The organism is Novosphingobium beihaiense, assembly GCF_022832375.1.
Lineage (GTDB): Bacteria > Pseudomonadota > Alphaproteobacteria > Sphingomonadales > Sphingomonadaceae > Novosphingobium > Novosphingobium beihaiensis.
Window position 1 is genome coordinate 513,070 of sequence record NZ_JALHLG010000005.1, and the last position, 18,295, is coordinate 531,364.

17 protein-coding genes are annotated in these 18,295 nt (G+C 63.5%); 12 read left to right on the forward strand and 5 right to left on the reverse strand.

What is annotated here, in order from left to right; translation table 11 throughout:
- Positions 1–86 precede the first annotated feature (86 nt).
- The 5 genes from MTR66_RS06070 to ygiD all read left to right on the forward strand — a co-directional run bounded on the left by MTR66_RS06070 (position 87) and on the right by ygiD (position 4,515).
- Positions 87–932, forward strand: coding sequence for an AAA family ATPase (locus MTR66_RS06070; RefSeq protein WP_243918741.1), 846 nt, complete (start codon positions 87–89; stop codon positions 930–932).
- A 1-nt stretch (position 933) separates the two neighbouring features.
- Positions 934–1,368, forward strand: a complete 435-nt coding sequence (locus tag MTR66_RS06075) for a GFA family protein (protein WP_243918742.1) — start codon at positions 934–936, stop codon at positions 1,366–1,368.
- 3 nt (positions 1,369–1,371) lie between these two features.
- Positions 1,372–2,262 (forward strand): DUF817 domain-containing protein, encoded by an 891-nt coding sequence (locus tag MTR66_RS06080; protein WP_243918744.1) that lies wholly within the window; start codon positions 1,372–1,374, stop codon positions 2,260–2,262.
- Between the two features lie 195 nt (positions 2,263–2,457).
- Positions 2,458–3,639 carry a vWA domain-containing protein gene (locus tag MTR66_RS06085; RefSeq protein WP_243918746.1) on the forward strand — a complete coding sequence of 394 codons (1,182 nt, stop codon included), beginning with the start codon at positions 2,458–2,460 and terminating at the stop codon, positions 3,637–3,639.
- A gap of 72 nt (positions 3,640–3,711) precedes the next feature.
- Entirely contained in the window at positions 3,712–4,515 is an 804-nt protein-coding gene (ygiD, locus tag MTR66_RS06090; RefSeq protein WP_243918748.1) for a 4,5-DOPA-extradiol-dioxygenase, read from the forward strand.
- Here the strand turns inward: ygiD and MTR66_RS06095 are convergent.
- Together MTR66_RS06095 and MTR66_RS06100 are read right to left on the reverse strand one after the other, a co-directional pair.
- On the reverse strand, positions 4,503–5,708 hold the full coding sequence (locus MTR66_RS06095) for an exo-beta-N-acetylmuramidase NamZ family protein (protein ID WP_243918750.1): 1,206 nt from the start codon (positions 5,706–5,708) through the stop codon (positions 4,503–4,505). The two genes, ygiD and MTR66_RS06095, sit on opposite strands and share 13 nt — an antisense overlap.
- Positions 5,705–6,241 carry a DOMON-like domain-containing protein gene (locus MTR66_RS06100; protein ID WP_243918751.1) on the reverse strand — a complete coding sequence of 179 codons (537 nt, stop codon included), beginning with the start codon at positions 6,239–6,241 and terminating at the stop codon, positions 5,705–5,707. The genes MTR66_RS06095 and MTR66_RS06100 overlap by 4 nt, the downstream gene beginning before the upstream one ends.
- Before the next feature lie 169 nt (positions 6,242–6,410).
- Between MTR66_RS06100 and tyrS the strand changes: the two genes are divergently transcribed.
- The 6 genes from tyrS (at position 6,411) to MTR66_RS06130 (ending at position 13,276) form a co-directional block, all read left to right on the forward strand.
- A complete protein-coding gene (tyrS, locus tag MTR66_RS06105) occupies positions 6,411–7,640 on the forward strand; it encodes a tyrosine--tRNA ligase (RefSeq protein WP_243918752.1) in 1,230 nt (409 codons plus the stop codon).
- A 106-nt stretch (positions 7,641–7,746) separates the two neighbouring features.
- Positions 7,747–8,085, forward strand: coding sequence for a PilZ domain-containing protein (locus MTR66_RS06110; RefSeq protein WP_067734652.1), 339 nt, complete (start codon positions 7,747–7,749; stop codon positions 8,083–8,085).
- A 131-nt stretch (positions 8,086–8,216) separates the two neighbouring features.
- A complete protein-coding gene (locus tag MTR66_RS06115) occupies positions 8,217–10,352 on the forward strand; it encodes a TonB-dependent receptor (RefSeq protein ID WP_243918753.1) in 2,136 nt (711 codons plus the stop codon).
- A 43-nt stretch (positions 10,353–10,395) separates the two neighbouring features.
- Positions 10,396–11,670, forward strand: coding sequence for an MFS transporter (locus MTR66_RS06120; RefSeq protein WP_243918754.1), 1,275 nt, complete (start codon positions 10,396–10,398; stop codon positions 11,668–11,670).
- Positions 11,667–12,584, forward strand: a complete 918-nt coding sequence (gene cysK, locus MTR66_RS06125; protein ID WP_243918755.1) for a cysteine synthase A — start codon at positions 11,667–11,669, stop codon at positions 12,582–12,584. The genes MTR66_RS06120 and cysK overlap by 4 nt, the downstream gene beginning before the upstream one ends.
- A complete protein-coding gene (locus tag MTR66_RS06130) occupies positions 12,584–13,276 on the forward strand; it encodes a dienelactone hydrolase family protein (protein WP_243918756.1) in 693 nt (230 codons plus the stop codon). The genes cysK and MTR66_RS06130 overlap by 1 nt, the downstream gene beginning before the upstream one ends.
- Positions 13,277–13,279: 3 nt before the next feature.
- Here the strand turns inward: MTR66_RS06130 and hisI are convergent, their stop codons facing one another.
- Both hisI and MTR66_RS06140 read right to left on the reverse strand, forming a co-directional pair.
- A complete protein-coding gene (gene hisI / locus MTR66_RS06135; RefSeq protein ID WP_243918757.1) occupies positions 13,280–13,657 on the reverse strand; it encodes a phosphoribosyl-AMP cyclohydrolase in 378 nt (125 codons plus the stop codon).
- A gap of 343 nt (positions 13,658–14,000) precedes the next feature.
- Positions 14,001–14,741, reverse strand: coding sequence for a ComF family protein (locus tag MTR66_RS06140; RefSeq protein ID WP_243918759.1), 741 nt, complete (start codon positions 14,739–14,741; stop codon positions 14,001–14,003).
- Positions 14,742–14,815: 74 nt separating this feature from the next.
- Between MTR66_RS06140 and MTR66_RS06145 the strand changes: the two genes are divergently transcribed.
- Positions 14,816–15,574 carry a methyltransferase domain-containing protein gene (locus MTR66_RS06145; RefSeq protein ID WP_243918761.1) on the forward strand — a complete coding sequence of 253 codons (759 nt, stop codon included), beginning with the start codon at positions 14,816–14,818 and terminating at the stop codon, positions 15,572–15,574.
- Positions 15,575–15,592: 18 nt separating this feature from the next.
- Here MTR66_RS06145 and ppdK read toward each other — a convergent pair whose 3' ends face one another.
- Positions 15,593–18,256 (reverse strand): pyruvate, phosphate dikinase, encoded by a 2,664-nt coding sequence (gene ppdK, locus MTR66_RS06150; protein WP_243918763.1) that lies wholly within the window; start codon positions 18,254–18,256, stop codon positions 15,593–15,595.
- Positions 18,257–18,295 lie beyond the last annotated feature (39 nt).

Consider the following 18,295-nt stretch of genomic DNA (forward strand, 5'->3'; position numbering starts at 1 on the left):
CGCAGCCAGACGGAGCCTGCGATCTTGCCTTGCTGCGGCGCACAACATAGGGCTTATTCCGAAAAACAAACGGACAGGATCAGCCGATGCAGCGTTTCGAAGGCACCAGCAATTACGTCGCCACCGATGACCTCAAGGTTGCGGTCAATGCCGCCGTGCTTCTGCGCCGGCCCTTGCTGGTCAAGGGCGAGCCGGGCACCGGCAAGACCGTGCTGGCCGAACAGATCGCCGAAAGTCTGGGCGCGCCGCTGATCACCTGGAACGTGAAGTCCACCACCAAGGCGCATCAGGGCCTCTACGAATACGATGCAGTGGCCCGCCTGCGCGACGGCCAGCTTGGCGACGAGCGCGTGCACGACATTTCCAACTACATCCGCAAGGGCAAGCTGTGGGAAGCCTTCACTGCCCCCAAACTGCCGGTGCTGCTGATCGACGAGATCGACAAGGCGGACATCGAGTTCCCGAACGATCTTCTCGCCGAGCTCGACCGCATGGCCTTCGATGTCTACGAAACCGGCGAGCACATCGCTGCCGCCGAACGCCCGATCGTGGTCATCACTTCGAACAACGAGAAGGACCTGCCTGACGCTTTCCTGCGCCGCTGCTTCTTCCACTACATCAAGTTTCCCGAGCGCGAGACGATGGAAGCGATCATCGACGTGCACTTCCCCGGCATCCAGAAGACGCTGGTGAAGAAGGCCATGGAAGTCTTCTACGAGCTGCGCGAAGTGCCGGGGCTCAAAAAGAAGCCTTCCACCAGCGAACTGCTGGACTGGCTCAAGCTGCTGATGAACGAGGACATGCCGCTCGACGTGTTGCAGAATCAGGATGCGGCCAAGGCGATCCCGCCGCTGCACGGCGCGCTGCTCAAGAACGAGCAGGACGTGATGATGTTCGAGCGTCTGGCCTTCATGGCGCGCCGCGGGAATTGATATGACGGCCCCCTATCATGGCCGCTGCAATTGCGGCGCCGTTACCGCCACTTTCGCCTCGGAACCGCTCTGGGTGCGCCAGTGCTGGTGCCGCCAGTGCCAGCGCGCCGCCGCGGGCAGCGCCACTGTCAATGCGCTGTTTCCGATCGAAGGCATGACGCTGGCTGGTGAGGTGGCGTGGAAAGCCTATGACGCGGCCAGCGGGAACACGGTGGAACAGGGATTCTGCCCTTCCTGCGGCACGCCGATTTTCGGGCGCAATTCGTCCCGCAAGGATTCGCTGGTCGTCCGGCTCGGTTTTCTGGATGCCGGGCATGGCCTGAAACCTTCCTCGGTAATCTGGCTCGACGAAGCGCCCGCGTGGGCCGTGATCGACCCGGCGCTGGAACAGTTTGCCCGCCAGTCTCCTCCGCCCCTGTCTCCCGGCGCGAGCTGATCCTTGGAGCCTCTTTCCGGGCCGCTTCCGGCCTCACACACACGTTTTGGCGCCATCCGCGCAAGGCTGGAGGCGTTCGAGCCTCGTCCGGGCTGGCGGGCGTGGCTCTATGAATTTCTGCTTTTCGGTTTCAAGCAAGGCTGGGCCTGCCTGTTCGGCGCCTTGCTGCTGGCCCTCTTGCTGGGAACGCACTTGTTCTATCCGCAGAACGCGGTTCTGGCGCGGTACGACTTCCTGACGCTGAGCGCGCTCACGATCCAGATCGCCATGCTGGCGCTGCGGCTCGAAACGCTGGAGGAAGCCAAAGTCATTCTGGCCTTCCATGTGACCGGTACGGTGATGGAACTGTTCAAGACGGCGCACGGATCGTGGGAATATCCGGAGGCGAGCCTGCTGCATATCGGCGCCGTGCCGCTGTTCTCGGGTTTCATGTATGCCGCTGTCGGCAGCTATATCGCCCGCGTCTGGCGTATTTTCGATTTCCGTTTCAGCCACTATCCGCGAGCCGGGTTCACATGGCTGCTGGCAGTGGCGATCTATGTGAACTTCTTCGCGCACCACTGGCTGCCGGACGTGCGGATTGCCCTGTTCGCCGCGATTGCCCTGCTCTTTGCCCGCACGCGCATCTGGTTCCGGGTATGGCGGCAGGACCGCTGGATGCCGCTGCTGCTGGGCTGGTTTCTGGTGGCGCTGTTCATCTGGTTTGCGGAGAACATTTCCACGTTCTCGCACGCCTGGATCTATCCCGATCAGCGCAGCGGCTGGGCCCTCGTCCATCCCGGCAAGCTGGGGGCGTGGTATCTGCTGATGTACATTTCCTTCGTCCTTGTCGCGGCGGTGCATCGGCCGCAACAACGCGCCGATACCGGGCAGGCGTTTCCTACAGCGGCATGAATGGGATATGATGGCGGCGATGACCTGCCCCCGCTCTTCCCTCACGCCGCCACAATCCGGCCTGCCGGAAAGTCACACGGCGTTTGTGGCTGAACCGCGCATTTCCTGGCGGTTCGGGATCGGGCGAGGCACACAATTGCGGCGTTCCGTGTCACGCCGAATGTCACACAGGCCCCTTGGGCAAAGGCTGGGCTCATGCTGCTGAACTTCGTCGACGAACTGCGCGCCGCGGGCATTCCGGCTTCGCTCAAGGAGCATCTCGTGCTGCTCGAAGCGCTGGAGCGGGACGTGATCGAGCAGACGCCCGAGGCGTTCTACTACCTCTCGCGCGCGACGTTCGTGAAGGACGAAGGGCTGCTCGACCGGTTCGATCAGGTGTTCCAGAAGGTCTTCAAAGGCATCCTAACCGATTACGGCCAGCAGCCGGTCGATATTCCCGAGGACTGGCTGAAGAAGCTGGCCGAACGCTATTTCTCCGCCGAGGAGATGGAAAAGGTCAAGTCGCTGGGCGACTGGGACGAGATCATGGAGACGCTCAAGAAGCGGCTTGAGGAACAGCAGAAGCGCCATCAGGGCGGCAACAAGTGGATCGGCACCAACGGCACTTCGCCCTTCGGCCATTCGGGCTATAACCCCGAAGGCATCCGCATCGGCGGCGAAGGTAAGCACGGGCGCGCGATCAAGGTCTGGGAAAAGCGCGAGTTCGCCAATCTCGACAATTCGAAGGAACTGGGCACCCGCAACATCAAGGTGGCCCTGCGCCGGTTGCGCCGCTTCGCCCGCGAAGGCGCGGCGGAGGAACTGGACCTCGAAGAAACGATCCGGGGCACCGCCAAGCAAGGCTGGCTCGATGTGGTGATGCGGCCCGAACGGCACAATGCGGTGAAAGTGCTGCTGTTCCTCGACGTCGGCGGATCGATGGACCCGTTCATCAAGCTGGTGGAGGATCTGTTCAGCGCGGCCACCGCCGAGTTCAAGAACATGGAATTCTTCTACTTCCACAACTGCCTTTATGAAGGTGTGTGGAAGGACAACCGCCGCCGCTGGTCGCAGCGCACGCCGACCTGGGACATCCTCCACAAGTACGGGCATGATTACAAGGTGATCTTCGTCGGCGACGCAGCGATGAGCCCTTACGAGATCAGCCATCCCGGCGGCTCGGTCGAGCATATGAACGAGGAAGCCGGCGCGGTCTGGCTGCAGCGGGTGACGCAGACTTATCCTGCCACCGTCTGGCTCAACCCGGCGCCGGAGCGGCAGTGGCAATATTCCGGCTCGACCAAGATGATCCGTAACCTGATGGGCGGGGCGATGTTTCCGCTCACGCTGGAAGGGTTGGAAGCAGCGATGAAGGAACTGACGCGCAAGAAGAGCTGAGATGTCTTTGCTATTGGATATAGCAGGTAATCTTGCGATTGAACCGGCGCGGCGAAGGCCCATCTTCATGCCATGACCAAGTCCATGCCTGCCCTGTTCGTCGGCCACGGTTCGCCGATGACGATGATCACTGAAAACCCCGAGCGCCGCTATCTGGAATGGCTCGGCCCCCGCCTGCCGCGCCCCGAGGCGATCCTGACCGTGACGGCGCACTGGGAAACCAATGGTGCGGCGCATATCACCGATGGCGATCATCCCCGCACGATCCACGATTTCCGTGGCTTTCCCGAAGAGCTTTACCGCAAGCATTACGCCGCCCCCAACGCCCCAGCCCTGCAAGCACGTATCGAGGAACTGGCGGGACCGGGCCGCGTCGTGCGCGATACCAGCTGGGGTTTCGATCACGGTGTCTGGGGCGTGCTGGCCATGCTCTATCCCGATGCGGACATCCCGGTCGTGGCAATGAGCGTCGATCGCGCGATGGGGGCTGAAGCGCACCTTGAGCTGGCCCAGCGTCTGGCACCTTTGCGGGGGGAAGGCGTGATGATCGTGGGCAGCGGCAATATTGTGCACAACCTCGCCCTGTACCGCAGCACGATGGGCACGGTCCCGGAATGGGCCGACGATTTCCGCAACCGCATCAACGCCGCCGTTGTGGCGAACGACCATGCGGCCCTGACCCGCTTCTCCGCGGACGACAAGGCCGCGGCGGCGGCGATCAACTCGGCCGAGCATTACCTGCCGCTGCTCTATGCCGTCGGCGCCCGCCTTCCCGGCGACGAGGTGGCGGTGTTCAACGACAGCATCGATGGCGCCCTGTCGATGACGTCCTACCTCTTCGGAGACGTGACGCCTGCCAAGCCTCAGGACGGATAGAGCAGAATATCGGCAATGCTCTCCCGCCAGGCTGCTTCGTCGGGAGCGGCGATAGCGTCGAGATCGCCCGGCAGCGCGGCCCTGTCGTCCACCCATTCGCGCAGGGACGGGCCGCCGTTGATCACGTCTATGGCCAGACGGTCGAATTCGTATTCGTAAGGAAAATCGCGCCAGATCGGATAGTCCGGCCAGAGATTGCGGATCGCCTTGAACGCCAGCGCCTGCAACCGCCAGGGCCGGAAGGCCGCGTGATCGTAGAACGGCCCTTCGGCATGGATCATCAGCGCATTGCACAAGGTCTTCTGATGCTTGTGGAATGTGGGCTCGAACCAGCATTCGCGCAGCGCGCATCCGGCGAGCCAATCAGGCGCGAGCCGCTCCATCTCCGCCAGGACGGCTCTGGCATCGATATCGGGCGCGCCGAACAGCACTTCGAGCGGGCGCGTGGTGCCCCGGCCTTCCGAAAGCGTAGTGCCTTCCAGCATCACCGTTCCCGCATAGGCCCGCGCCATGTTCACATTGGCGGCATTGGGGCTGGGATTGATCCAGATCCGGCTTTCCGGCCAGCCGAAGCCCGGCGCGGCATCGGGCTGCCAGCCTTCCATGGCGATCACCCGGTAATCGACATCAAGGTCAAAATGACGGACGAACCAGTGGCCCATCTCGCCCAACGTCAGCCCGTGCCGCATCGGCATAGGCCCGGCACCGACGAAGCTTTCCTGTCCGGATAGCAGCGTAGTGCCTTCCACTGGGCGTCCGGCGGGATTGGGGCGGTCCAGCACCCAGACGCTCTTGCCCTGCCCTGACGCTGCTTCCAGCAGGTAGAGCAGCGTCGTCACAAAGGTGTAGATACGGCAGCCCAGATCCTGCAGATCGAACAGGAAGACATCGGCCGTGGACATCATCTGTCCGCTGGGGCGCCGCACTTGGCCGTAGAGGCTGAAAACCGGGATGCCATAGGCCGGATCGGTCTCGTCGGCGGTCTCGACCATATTGTCCTGCTTGTCGCCCTTGAGCCCGTGCTGCGGGCCGAAAGCGCTGGTCACGTTCACGCCTGCCGCGATCAGGGCATCGAGCGAATGGACAAGCCCCTCAGTAACCGAAGCGGGATGGGCGACGAGGGCCACGCGCTTGCCTTCGAGCGGCTTGCGCAGCGCAGGGTCCGCCAGCAGGCGGTCGATACCGAATTTCATGCGGGGCTGGGTGCCGCAACCTCTTCCAGGAAGCAAGCCGGATCGTGAAAGTCCGGTGCATCGCCAGTGTGGGAAAGGGCCCAGTAGCTCTTCACGCCCCCCTCTTCCTCAATCACGGCCGTAGCACCATAGCGCCAGGGCGGCGCAGGAAGACCCCCTGCAGGAATGGCGGCGTCGAAGATCGCCATGTCGCTGCCAAGCCGCATCGTGCACTCCGGCTCTCGCGGCATCGGGCGTTCGCTCATGCCCTCGCGCCGCTGCGTGAAGTCATAGACGTTCCACCGTTCAGACGGGGAAAGGTTGATCTCGGTGTAGGCCGGGCCATCGGGAGACTGCAAGAACAGCTCGAAACAGGTCGTTTGCCACAAACCGTCCGCCCGGCCCTTTCCTGCGAAAGGCGGGACCGAGAGCTTGCCGCAGCCCACGATTTTCCATCGTGCGCGCAGCCAGTTGGCGTCAAAACCGATGATCCGGAATTCCACGCTGCGCACGAGGGCAGGCGGATGGGCGGGGTGACAGGTCAGTACGGCCATGGGCCATGGCTATATGGCCGGTATTCAAACCGGCAATACCGATGCGTCCGGCCGCCATACCCGGAGCGACCAACGGTTGATACGCCTTGCCGGTCAAACACAGCTGCGGCTTTGTTTCGCGCGCGCCGCGTGCTAGGCGCGCCGCTCCTGACCACGCCGAAAAAGACCCATGACCTACACATCATCCCTGCTCCGCCTGCTCGACGAACGCGGCTACCTCCACCAAGTGACCGATGCACAGGGCCTCGATACCCTGGCCGCCAAACAGATCGTGCCGGGTTATGTGGGCTTCGACGCGACCGCCCCTTCGCTGCATGTCGGCAATCTGGTGTCGATCATGCTGCTGCGCCGGTTGCAGCAGGCCGGGCACAAGCCGATCGTACTGATGGGCGGGGGAACGACCCGTATCGGCGATCCCACCGGCAAGGATGAAGTCCGCAAGATGCTGACGGATGAGGCGATCGAGGGCAATATCGCCTCGATCCGCACCGCGTTCGAACGCTTCCTGACTTTCGGGGACGGGCCGACCGATGCCATGATGGTCAACAACCACGATTGGCTGGGTAAGATCGGCTACATCGAGATGCTGCAGAAAGTCGGCACCCACTTCACCGTCAACCGCATGCTGAGCTTTGATTCGGTGCGCCTGCGGCTTGAGCGCGAGCAGCCGATGACGTTCCTCGAATTCAACTACATGATCCTGCAAGGGTACGATTTCCGCCACTTGTGCGACACGCAGGGCGTGCGCCTGCAGATGGGCGGTTCCGATCAGTGGGGCAACATCGTCAACGGCGTCGAACTAACCCGCCGCATGGATTCCACCGAAGTCTTCGGGCTGACCACGCCGCTGATCACCAAGGCGGACGGCACCAAGATGGGCAAGTCGGTGTCTGGCGCGATCTGGCTAAACGAAGGCTCGCTGCCTGCCTACGACTACTGGCAGTTCTGGCGCAATTGCGACGACCGGGACGTGGGCCGCTTCTTGCGCCTCTTCACCGATCTGCCGCTCGACGAGATTGCCCGGCTCGAAGCGCTGGAAGGCGGCGAGATCAACGACGCCAAGATCGTGCTAGCCAACGAAGCGACCAAGCTGTGCCGGGGCGAAGAAGCTGCCGCCGCCGCCGAAGCCACCGCGCGCGAGACTTTCGCGGGCGGCGGGCTTGGCGAGGATCTTCCCACCATCGAAGCGGGCAGCGAAGGCATCCGCCTGGGCGCGGCTTGCACGGCGCTCGGTTTCACCGCTTCCAATGGCGAGGCCAAGCGCAAGATTGCCGAAGGGGCGGTGAAACTCGACGATCAGACGATGGACGATCCCGGCTTTCTGATCACCGCTGGCGCCGGTGAAATCCGCAAGCTGAGCCTCGGAAAAAAGAAGCACGGCATAATTAAAGGCAACTGACCGGCAAAAATGCACCGTTCGTCCGGCATGAAACTGCCGGGTTTACCGAATATTGGTGATTTGGCCTCATTGTCGCCTCCTGAGGTCACGAACAAAGGCAACGACAATGAGTGCAGGAGCGCAGCTTTCTGTAACCGACAAGCGCCGGGCGGCACGCCATCCGGTAGACTATTCCGTGATCGCCGAGCATCGCCAGCTCGGCGACCTGAACTTGCACATCGTCAATGTCTCCGCCCAGGGCTTCATGGTTCAGGGCGATCTGGGCCTTGAACGCGGTGAGCGGGTGGTCATGCGCCTGCCTGTCGTCGGCCGGATCGAGGCTCATCTGATCTGGGCTCACGAAGGGCGTGCGGGCTTCCAGTTCGAGCGAATCATCCGTGTCGATGACTTCCTCAAGCTGGTCGATACCCTGCAGCCGAACCCGCGCCTGCGCCCCCGCCGCTGACATTCCGGCCTGCCCGTTCGCGCGGGCAGGCTCTCAACGCTTCCGCCTTCCATGTTGCACCGCCGCATCATTTTGCCGCGACTGCAAATTTTCCCTTGATACATTATAACGTCACAATTACTCGGGCGGGCATGATCACACGCCCCCCTCGAATCGCCATGCTGGCTTGTGCCAGTTCCCTTGCAACTGCAGCGCTGCTGGCCGCCCTTCCCGGCACGGCTCTTGCGCAGTCTGCTGCCCCTGACAGCACGGGCGCCGGCGGCGCGGGCAGTCACTCCAGCCATGCGCAGGAAAGCGGGCCGGAGATCATCGTTACCGGCCGTGTCATTTCCGGCAATACAGATCCGATCTCCGCGCCGGTCGTGCTTCAGGGAGACAGCCTGGCCCGCAATCTGAAGCCGCAGATCGGTCAGATGCTGGCGAACCTGCCCGGCGTCACCACCAGCGGCTTTGCCCCGGGCGTCTCCCGCCCGATTCTGCGCGGCTTCGACGGCCCGCGCGTGCAGGTTCTGCTGGACGGTATCGGCTCTCTCGATGCCTCTTCGGTTTCGGCCGACCACGCGGTGTCGCTTGATACGCTCAATGTCGAACGCGTCGAAGTGCTGCATGGCCCCCGCGTCCTGCTCTATGCCAGCGACCCGGCAGGCGGCGCCGTCAATGCCATCGACAAGCGCATTCCGCGCCACGTTCCGGAGAACACGTACAAGCTCGACGCCCTTGCCTCCTTTGGAACGGCCGCGAACCTCTTCAACGGCGGCGCGGCAGCCGACGTGAAGCTGGCGGACCGCCTTGTTGCCCATGTCGACGGATCGTACTTCCACAGTGACAATCTCGATATCGGCGGCCATGTGCTGTCGCCTGAATTGCGCGCGCAAACGCTTACCCGGGCCGACGATCTTGCCGCAGCAGGTGATACTGCCGGGGCCGCGACCCTGACTGACCAGGCCAACCGCAAGGGATCCATTCCGAACAGCTGGACCAAGGGCTGGTCCGTCGGCGGCGGCCTTGCCTTCATCGATGAGGGCGGTGACATCGGCGTGTCTGTCCAGCGCCTTTCCACCGACTACGGTATCCCGCCGCGCCCCTCCGTCGATCCCGGCGCAACGAGTATCGCGCTGCGCCAGACCCGGGTCGACCTGCGCGCAGGCCTCAATCTCGATGGCTTCTTCAAGCGAGTCGAAATGCGCGGCGCTTTCGGCGATTACGAACACGCCGAAATCGAAGATGGCAATGTTGGAACGAAGTTCCACAACAAGTCGATCAAGGTCCGCCTTCAGGCCGATCAGGCCCGCCACGGCATCTGGACCGGTTCGAGCGGTGTCCAGTACTCGACGGCCCGGCTGGACATCAGCGGCGACGAAATGCTGCTGCCAAACAGCCAGACCGATCAGTTCGCCGTCTTCACGCTGCAGCAGCTGGAAGTGGGGCAGTTCGATCTGGAAGGCGCGCTGCGTTACGAAAACACGCGGATCCACACGATCCCGGCCGCCGAACGCCGCAATTTCTCGCAGTATTCGGCTGTCGCCGGGCTGGCCTGGCATCCGATCGATCACCTGACCGTCTCGGTCAGCTATCTGCATGGCGAGCGGGCCCCCGCGGCAGAGGAATTGTTCGTGGACGGCATGCACGATGCCACCCAGTCCTACGAGCGCGGCAACCCGAATTTCACTGTTGAGCGCAGCGACGGGATCGAGGCCGGCATCCGCTACAACGGCGGCGATTTCGCGGGATCGGTGACGGCCTACGGCACCAACTTCGCCAACTTCATCACTGGCGTGCCCACTGGTGAAGTGATCGAGGAATTCCCCGTCTATCAGTATATCCAGGCCCCTGCCCGTTTCCGGGGCGTGGAAGCCGAAGGAGCCCTGACGTTCCTTCGCTGGAGCAGCGGCGGCTCGCTCAAGGCCGATACCGGCGTCGACTACACGCACGCCCGGCTGGTCGGGATCGGTCCGGTGCCGCGCATTCCGCCGCTGCGCGTTCGCGGCGGGCTGGAATTCGATTCGTCCAACCTCGATCTGCGCGGCGAAGTCGAATGGAACGACCATCAAAAGCGCGTTGCCGACAATGAAAACCCGACGCGGGCCTTCACGCTCGTGAACCTGAGCGCCACCTGGCGCCCGATGGGGGATCAGAGCCCGGTGTCGCTGATCCTGGCGGCGGACAACCTGCTCAACGCCAAAGGACGGCTGGCGGCTTCGGAAACACGCGATTTCGTGCCCATCGCCGGGCGTGATGTGCGGTTGACCGCCAAGCTTTCCTTCTGACTTCCCAACAGGGTATCTCTTGGCAAGGGGGGGAGGTGCTGCCATGCAGCATCGCGTGAATACGCCCTCCTCCCCTCTCCAAATCGCCAACTACCGCAAATTCTGGTTAGCCCGCTTCTGCTCGGTACTGGCAGCGACCGGCATGGTCGTCATCATCGGCTACCAGCTCTATGATGTCGCCCGCAGCGAATACGGGATGTCGATCACGCAGGCCTCGTTTCAGCTGGGGCTGCTCGGCTTCGCGCAGTTCCTGCCGGTGTTCCTGCTGACGCCCGTCGCCGGGGTCATTGCCGACCGGATAGACCGGCGCAAAGTGGCCGGCATGGCCGCCCTGCTTGATGTCTGCGTGGCGCTGGGACTGGGTATCACCACCGAACTCGAAGTGCGCAGCCTGCCGGTGCTGTTCGGATTCGCGGTGCTTCACGGCGTCGTGCGGGTCTTTATCGGCCCGGCTATGAGCGCCATTGCGCCCAATGTCGTTCCCTCCAGCCTTATCCCCCGCGCCATCGGCTTCAATTCGATAGCCATGCAGGCCGGGGTGATCATCGGCCCGGCCACTTATGGCTTCCTGTTCGCCGCCGATCGCGCGCTGCCCTATTGGTCGACTGCGGTGTTCCAGGTGATCGCGGCGCTTACGATCGTTTCGATCTCCAACCTGCCCGGCGTGCACAGCGATGCCCGCAAGGCGCATCCGATCCGGCAGATTATCGACGGCTTTCGCTTCGTCTGGCATGAACGCTTCCTGCTCGGCTGTATCACGCTGGACCTGTTCGCCGTATTGCTGGGCGGGGCGACAGCGCTGATGCCGGTTTTCGCGCGCGATATCCTGCATGTCGGCCCCGAAGGGCTGGGCTGGATGCGCGCGGCGACAGCCGCCGGGGCCGCGCTTGTCGCGCTATGGCTCTCGTTCCGGCCGCTGGAAAAGAACGTGGGCGTCAAGATGCTGCTGGCGGTCGCGGGCTTTGGCGCCATGACGGTGGGCTTTGGCCTCTCGCGCAGCTTCGCGCTGACGCTGCTGTGCCTGGCACTGCTCGGCGCGGCGGACATGATTTCGGTCTTCATCCGCACCACACTGGTGCAACTGCGCACGCCGGACGACGTGCGCGGCAGGGTTTCAGCGATCTCGGGGCTGGCGATTTCCGCCTCAAACGAACTCGGCGAAATGCAGTCGGGCATTGCGGCTGCGCTGCTGGGCGCAACCGGAGCGGTTGTTTTCGGCGGCGCCGGTGCCATAGTTATTACTCTAATCTGGGCATGGATGTTTCCTGAAATCCAGCGCGCCCGCACATTCTCACCACGTTGGGAGCAAGAGCCATGAAGGCAGACAGCATTCTCGCCACTATCGGCAACACGCCGCACATCCGCTTGTCGCGTCTGTTTCCGGATCACGAAGTGTGGGTAAAGGCCGAGCGCGCCAATCCTGGCGGCTCGATCAAGGATCGCATCGGCCTCGCCATGATCGAGGCCGCCGAAGCCGATGGCAGCCTGAAACCCGGCGGCACGATCATCGAGCCGACTTCGGGCAATACCGGCATCGGCCTTGCCATGGCGGCCGCTGTGAAGGGTTACAAGCTCATCCTCGTCATGCCCGAATCGATGTCCATCGAACGGCGGCGGCTGATGCTGGCCTATGGCGCCGAGTTCGATCTGACTCCGCGCGAAAAGGGCATGAAGGGGGCGATCGACCGGGCAAAGGAACTGATTGAGGCGACGCCGGGCTCATGGATGCCCCAGCAGTTCGACAATCCCGCGAACATTGCCATCCACGTGAAGACGACGGCGCAGGAAATCCTGGCCGACTTCGCCGGTACGCCCATCGATGCGCTCATCTCCGGCGTTGGCACCGGCGGCCACCTCACCGGCTGCGCGGAGACGCTCAAACAGAGCTGGCCGGATATGAAAGCCTATGCGGTAGAGCCGACGCTGTCGCCGGTGATCTCCGGCGGCCAGCCCGGCCCGCACCCGATCCAGGGCATCGGCGCTGGTTTCATTCCCTCCAACCTTCACACCCAGGCGATCGACGGCGCCATCCAGGTCGATCCTGCCGATGCCAAGGAAATGGCGCGGCTGTGCGCAACCAAGGAAGGCATGCTGGTGGGCATCAGTTCCGGCGCGACGCTCGCGGCTATCGCTCAGAAGCTGAAGGAACTCCCGGCAGGATCACGCGTGCTCGGCTTCAATTACGATACCGGTGAACGCTATCTTTCGGTGCCGGATTTTCTGCCCGAGTAATGGTGCTCGAACCGCTCGCCTATGGCCATGCCGGTCAGCACCTCACCGGCTGGCTGGCCCGGCCGGAAGGCGTATCGCGTGCGGCGGTGGTGGTCTTTCCCACCATTGCCAATTTCAATGCCGCGATGGAACGCCGCGCGCGCATGCTGGCGGATCTGGGCTATCTGGCCATGGTCGCCGATTTCTATGGCAATCAGACGCCATCCTTCCCACTCGCGGATGAACTGCGCGCTGACACTGCGAATTACCGCGGCAGGCTGGCCGCCGCGATCGCTGCGATGCGCGGACTGCCTGAAGCCGCAGGCCTGCCTATGCTGGCGATAGGATACTGCATGGGCGGACAAGCCGCGCTTGAAGTGATGCGCGACGGCCAGGACCTGCTGGCCGCCGTCAGCTTCCACGGCATCCTCTCAACGGGCAGGCCCGCCGAACCCGGCACGGTCAAGGGGCGGCTGCTCGTCTGCCACGGCGATGCCGATCCCCTTGTCCCGCGCGAACAGGTCATCGCGTTCTGGGAAGAAATGGACCGTGCCGGTGCCGATTGGCACTTCCACGCATACAGCGGCGTCCGTCACGGCTTCACCGATCCGGGCAGTGATGCACGCGGGGTTGATGCCATTAAGTACAACGCCAGTGCCGACCGGCAATCATGGGCCGCGATGACAAGCCTGTTCGACGAAGTGCTGGCCTGACCGCTAGCCTTCGATCCGGGACAGGCTCTCGCCATCGAGCCGCCGGTAGAAACAACTGCGCGCGCCGGTGTGGCAGGCGGGCCCTTCCGGCGTAACCACCAGTTCCAGCGCATCCTGATCGCAGTCCACACGGATTTCCTGCACACGCAGGAAGTGTCCGGATGTCTCCCCTTTCAACCACAGCTTGCCACGCGAACGCGAATGGAAATGCGCCAGTCCCGTCTCGCGCGTTTTCTGCAGCGCCTCCGCGTCCATATAGGCCACCATCAGGATATCCTTCGTTGCCGAATCTACGGCAATCGCAATCAGCAATCCCTGCGCATCGAAGCGCGGCAGAAAGGTGGAGCCAAGTTCCCGGTCGGCAGTGGACGCTTCGGTCATTCCAGAGATTTCCTCAATCAGGCTTTCAACATTGTAATGTTGCACGATAACCACAGTTGCGGGGCAAAATCCACGCTTTCATGCGAATCCTCTTTTCAACAGCCCGGTTTAAATGGACGTTGAGCATGCAGCTGGGGGGCTGCTTCTGACCCACAGGTCGCTGTTAGACAAGCGCCACGGTTCAGGGAATTACGGCCGGTTGTGGCAGGGGCTACGCGGCCGTCGCGATGAGGGATTGACCAGACGGCAATCAGGGGTGCCGTCGAACTGCTTGCAGGGTCTCAAAGTTTCGTCACGAGGACGCCCGGGGCCAAAAAGGCTCCGGGCGTTTTCTCTTTGCCGTTCAGGTGTGGGGCAAAGCTTCGTCGAGCACCCGGGCGAAGCAGGATACGATCACCTTTTCGGCTCCGGCCCGTTTGAGCACCGATATGCAGGCGTCACTTGTTGCACCGCTGGTAAGCACATCATCCACCAGAACCACTTGTGCGCCTTTCAGCAGGGAAACCGAGCGTGAGTTCACGCCGATGGCGCCAGAAAGTGCTCTTTTCCGTGCCTTCTTTCCCAGCCCCCCCAGCGATGGCGTAGGCTTGCGCCGTACAAGCGCATCGACGGCGAGCCTGCTCCCGGTCCGCCGGGCTATGACCCGGCCCAGTTCCGCTGCTTGATTATATCCCCGCTTCCACAGCCGCCAGCGGTGGAGCGGCACGGGCACGATCATCCAGCCCGGCTCCGCCATATCCAGTTTCGCCGCCATCAGCCCGGCCATCATCGGCGCCAGCGAAATCCGGCTGCCATGCTTGAGCGACAAAACGAGCTTGCGGGAGGCATCGTTGTAGAGCGTGGCCGCCGCGATCCCGTCATGACGCGGCGGATCGTCCATACAGGGCGCGCAGACAGAACCTTCCGGCACGCCCTCGCCAAACGGCCGCCCGCACGAGATGCAGGACGGTTCTCCGGGGATCGCCAGTTCGCTCCAGCACGCCATGCACAGCCCGGTCTGTTCGCCGATCCCCTCGCCGCACAACGGGCAGCGAGGCGGGAAGACGAGATCTATTGCTGGGGCCAGAGCTTGGAGAATACGCACCTGTCCCATGCTATCCGCGTCCGCTCGTGCGACAAGCGGTTGCAAGGATTTCATCGAGACGGCAGGGGAACGCGATGGCCAGCAAAGCACCGCCCCGCATCTTCTCCCCGTCCCGCCGCATTGCCGCCCGCCAGCGCATGCTGGCCTTGCAGGCACAACCCGACGCCCCGCGCTACCTGATCGACGACATGGTTGAGGATGTGCTGGAAAGGCTGGCGTTCCTGCGTTTCGAGCCCGCCAGCGCCCTGATCGTTGGAGACTACAGCGGGGAACTGGCCCGAGCCCTCTCCGCACGCGGGGTCACCGTGACCGAAGCCGAACCGGCACAGGGCTTTGCGGAAGAGCAGCCCTATCCGTTCGAGGGATTCGATCTGATTGCCAGTCTCGGCACGCTCGATACGGTGAACGATGTTCCCGGTGCGCTGGTGCACTTGCGCAAGGCACTGGCGCCGGGCGGACTGGTGATCGCCAGCTTCACATCTTCCGGCAGCCTGCCTGTCCTGCGCGAGGTCATGCTGGCGGCGGATGGCGACCGTCCTTCCCCGCGCTTGCATCCTGCCATTGACGTTCGTGCAGGCGCGCAACTGCTTCAGCGCACGCTCTATGCCGACCCGGTGGCAGACCACCGGCCACTCGACGTCGCATTCCGCAGTCTGGAGCGTCTGGCGGGCGACTTGCGCGCGCTTGGTTTGAGCAATGTACTGGCCGATCCCGGTCCGCCGCTGGGTAAAACGGCGTTGATGCGCGCGCGCGAAGCGTTTGCCGCTGCCGGGAAAGACGGCCGCACTGTCGAACGGTTTGAAATCCTGACCCTGTCGGGCTGGAAGCGCTGACTTCCAGCCCGCAGGCGATCAGGCCAGCACGGCCTGCGCCGCCGCCAGCCGTGCGATCGGCACGCGGAACGGCGAGGCGCTGACGTAATCGAGCCCGGTCTTCTCGCAGAACGCGATCGAGGCCGGATCGCCGCCATGTTCGCCGCAGATGCCGAGCTTGATCCCCGGCCGCGCCGCGCGCCCGCGCTCGGCCGCCAGTTCGACAAGCTGGCCCACGCCCTCCACGTCGAGGCTGACGAAAGGATCGCGCGCGAAGATGCCCTGCTGCACGTAGACGGGCAGGAACTTGCCCGCATCGTCGCGCGAGAGGCCCAGCGTCGTCTGCGTCAGGTCATTGGTGCCGAACGAGAAGAACTCGCCCTCTTCAGCGATTTCGCCTGCCATCAGCGCCGCGCGCGGCAGCTCGATCATGGTGCCGGCCATATATTCGAGCGTGGTGCCCTTTTCCTCAAAGACTTGCGCGGCCACGCGGGCCACCAGCGCCTTGAGGATTTCGAGTTCCTTCTTCGTCGCCACCAGCGGGATCATGATTTCCGGCACGATGGCCTCGCCATGCGCCTTGGCCACGTCGCAAGCCGCCTCGAAGATCGCGCGAGCCTGCATTTCGTAGATCTCGGGGAAGGTAATGCCGAGGCGGCAACCGCGATGGCCGAGCATCGGGTTGAACTCGTGCAACTCGTTCGCCCGGCGCTTGAGCGTGTCGACGCCGATGCCGATCTCGTCCGAAAGTTCCGCGAACTCCGCATCTTCGTGCGGCAGGAATTCGTGCAGCGGCGGATCGAGCAGGCGAATCGTTACCGGCAGCCCGCGCATGATCTCGAAGATCGCGGCGAAGTCCGCGCGCTGTTCCGGCAGCAGCTTTTCCAGCGCAGCGCGGCGGCCCGCTTCGTCCTCGGCCAGGATCATCTGGCGCACGGCGGAGATACGGCCCGCGTCGAAGAACATATGTTCGGTGCGGCACAGGCCGATGCCTTCGGCGCCGAACTGGCGGGCCATCTTGCAGTCGGCGGGGGTTTCCGCGTTAGTGCGCACTTTCATCCGGCGGTGCTTGTCCGCCCAGACCATCAGCGTGGCGAAATCGCCGGCCAGTTCGGGCTCGATGGTCGGCACTTCACCAGCCATGATATCGCCCGAAGCGCCATCGAGCGTCAGGATATCGCCTTCCTTCAACTCGCGCCCGCCCATCTTGAGCGTGCGCGTCTTCATGTCGATCGAGAGGCCCGAGGCACCCGAAACGCAAGGACGGCCCATGCCGCGCGCGACCACGGCCGCGTGGCTGGTCATGCCGCCGCGCGCGGTGAGAATGCCCTTGGCCGCGTGCATCCCGTGGATGTCTTCCGGCGAGGTCTCGATGCGCACGAGGATCACCGCCTCGCCCATTTCCGCGCGCTTTTCGGCGCTATCCGCATCGAACACGATCGCGCCCGACGCCGCGCCGGGCGAGGCCGGAAGCCCTTTGCCCAGAAAATCGCGCGGCGCCTTGGGATCGAGCGTCGGGTGCAGAAGCTGGTCGAGCGCCATCGGATCGACGCGCAGGATCGCCATCTTCTCATCGATCAGGCCTTCGCCGACCATATCGACCGCCATCTTGAGCGCGGCCTTGGCTGTGCGCTTGCCCGAACGGGTCTGCAGCATCCACAGCTTGCCCTGCTGCACCGTGAATTCGATGTCCTGCATGTCGCGATAGTGCTTTTCGAGCAGTTCGAACACGGCAGCGAGTTCACCGTAAGCCTCGGGCATCGCCTCTTCCATAGAGAGCGGCTTGGCCCCGGCCTTTTCGCGTGCGGCCCTGGTCAGGTACTGCGGCGTGCGGATACCGGCGACGACATCCTCGCCCTGCGCATTGACCAGCCATTCGCCGTAATAGGCCTTTTCGCCGGTCGCGGGATCGCGGGTGAAGGCAACACCAGTGGCCGAAGTATCGCCCATGTTGCCGAACACCATGGCCTGCACGTTGACCGCCGTGCCCCAGCCCGCCGGAATGTCGTTCAGGCGGCGATAGACCTTGGCGCGGTCCGAATCCCACGAATCGAACACCGCGCGGATCGCGCCCCAGAGCTGCTCGTTCACGTCCTGCGGGAACGGACGGCTCAGTTCTGCCTCGACGATGCCCTTGTATTGCTTGACGATCTTGCGCCAGTCATCGGCGGACATCTCGACATCGTTTAGATAGCCACTGTCTTCCTTGGCGATTTCCAGCGCTTCCTCGAACAGGTGGTGTTCGACGCCGAGCACCACATCCGAATACATCTGGATGAAGCGGCGGTAGCTGTCCCAGGCGAAGCGGTCGTCGCCCGAAACCGTGGCGAGCCCTTCCACGGTCTGATCGTTGAGGCCAAGGTTGAGCACGGTGTCCATCATGCCCGGCATCGAGACACGCGCGCCCGAGCGGACCGAGACGAGCAGCGGATCGGCGGCATTGCCGAAGCTCTTACCCACGGCCTTTTCGATATGGGTGAGCGCCTCGGCCACGTCTGCGCGCAGGGCGCCGGAAAAGTCACCGCCCTCGGCAAGGTAGGTTACGCACTGTTCGGTTGTGATGGTGAAACCGGGGGGCACGGGCAGGCCGATCCCGGCCATTTCCGCAAGGTTCGCGCCCTTGCCTCCCGTGATCACCTTGTCCTTCGCGCGCGGATCATCGTGCTTGACCCCACCGCCGAACGTGTAAACCTGCCTGTTCATCTATCCCCTGACTTTCTTGTTGCTGCCGAAACGGTTGGC

Bases quoted from the DNA above. Each gene is read 5' to 3' on its own strand.
- MTR66_RS06070 (WP_243918741.1), top strand. From the start codon at position 87: ATGCAGCGTTTCGAAGGCACCAGCAATTACGTCGCCACCGATGACCTC.
- MTR66_RS06075 (WP_243918742.1), top strand. From the start codon at position 934: ATGACGGCCCCCTATCATGGCCGCTGCAATTGCGGCGCCGTTACCGCC.
- MTR66_RS06085 (WP_243918746.1), top strand. From the start codon at position 2,458: ATGCTGCTGAACTTCGTCGACGAACTGCGCGCCGCGGGCATTCCGGCT.
- ygiD (WP_243918748.1), top strand. From the start codon at position 3,712: ATGACCAAGTCCATGCCTGCCCTGTTCGTCGGCCACGGTTCGCCGATG.
- MTR66_RS06095 (WP_243918750.1), bottom strand. From the start codon at position 5,708: ATGAAATTCGGTATCGACCGCCTGCTGGCGGACCCTGCGCTGCGCAAG.
- MTR66_RS06100 (WP_243918751.1), bottom strand. From the start codon at position 6,241: ATGGCCGTACTGACCTGTCACCCCGCCCATCCGCCTGCCCTCGTGCGC.
- tyrS (WP_243918752.1), top strand. From the start codon at position 6,411: ATGACCTACACATCATCCCTGCTCCGCCTGCTCGACGAACGCGGCTAC.
- MTR66_RS06110 (WP_067734652.1), top strand. From the start codon at position 7,747: ATGAGTGCAGGAGCGCAGCTTTCTGTAACCGACAAGCGCCGGGCGGCA.
- MTR66_RS06115 (WP_243918753.1), top strand. From the start codon at position 8,217: ATGATCACACGCCCCCCTCGAATCGCCATGCTGGCTTGTGCCAGTTCC.
- MTR66_RS06120 (WP_243918754.1), top strand. From the start codon at position 10,396: ATGCAGCATCGCGTGAATACGCCCTCCTCCCCTCTCCAAATCGCCAAC.
- cysK (WP_243918755.1), top strand. From the start codon at position 11,667: ATGAAGGCAGACAGCATTCTCGCCACTATCGGCAACACGCCGCACATC.
- MTR66_RS06130 (WP_243918756.1), top strand. From the start codon at position 12,584: ATGGTGCTCGAACCGCTCGCCTATGGCCATGCCGGTCAGCACCTCACC.
- hisI (WP_243918757.1), bottom strand. From the start codon at position 13,657: ATGACCGAAGCGTCCACTGCCGACCGGGAACTTGGCTCCACCTTTCTG.
- MTR66_RS06145 (WP_243918761.1), top strand. From the start codon at position 14,816: ATGGCCAGCAAAGCACCGCCCCGCATCTTCTCCCCGTCCCGCCGCATT.
- ppdK (WP_243918763.1), bottom strand. From the start codon at position 18,256: ATGAACAGGCAGGTTTACACGTTCGGCGGTGGGGTCAAGCACGATGAT.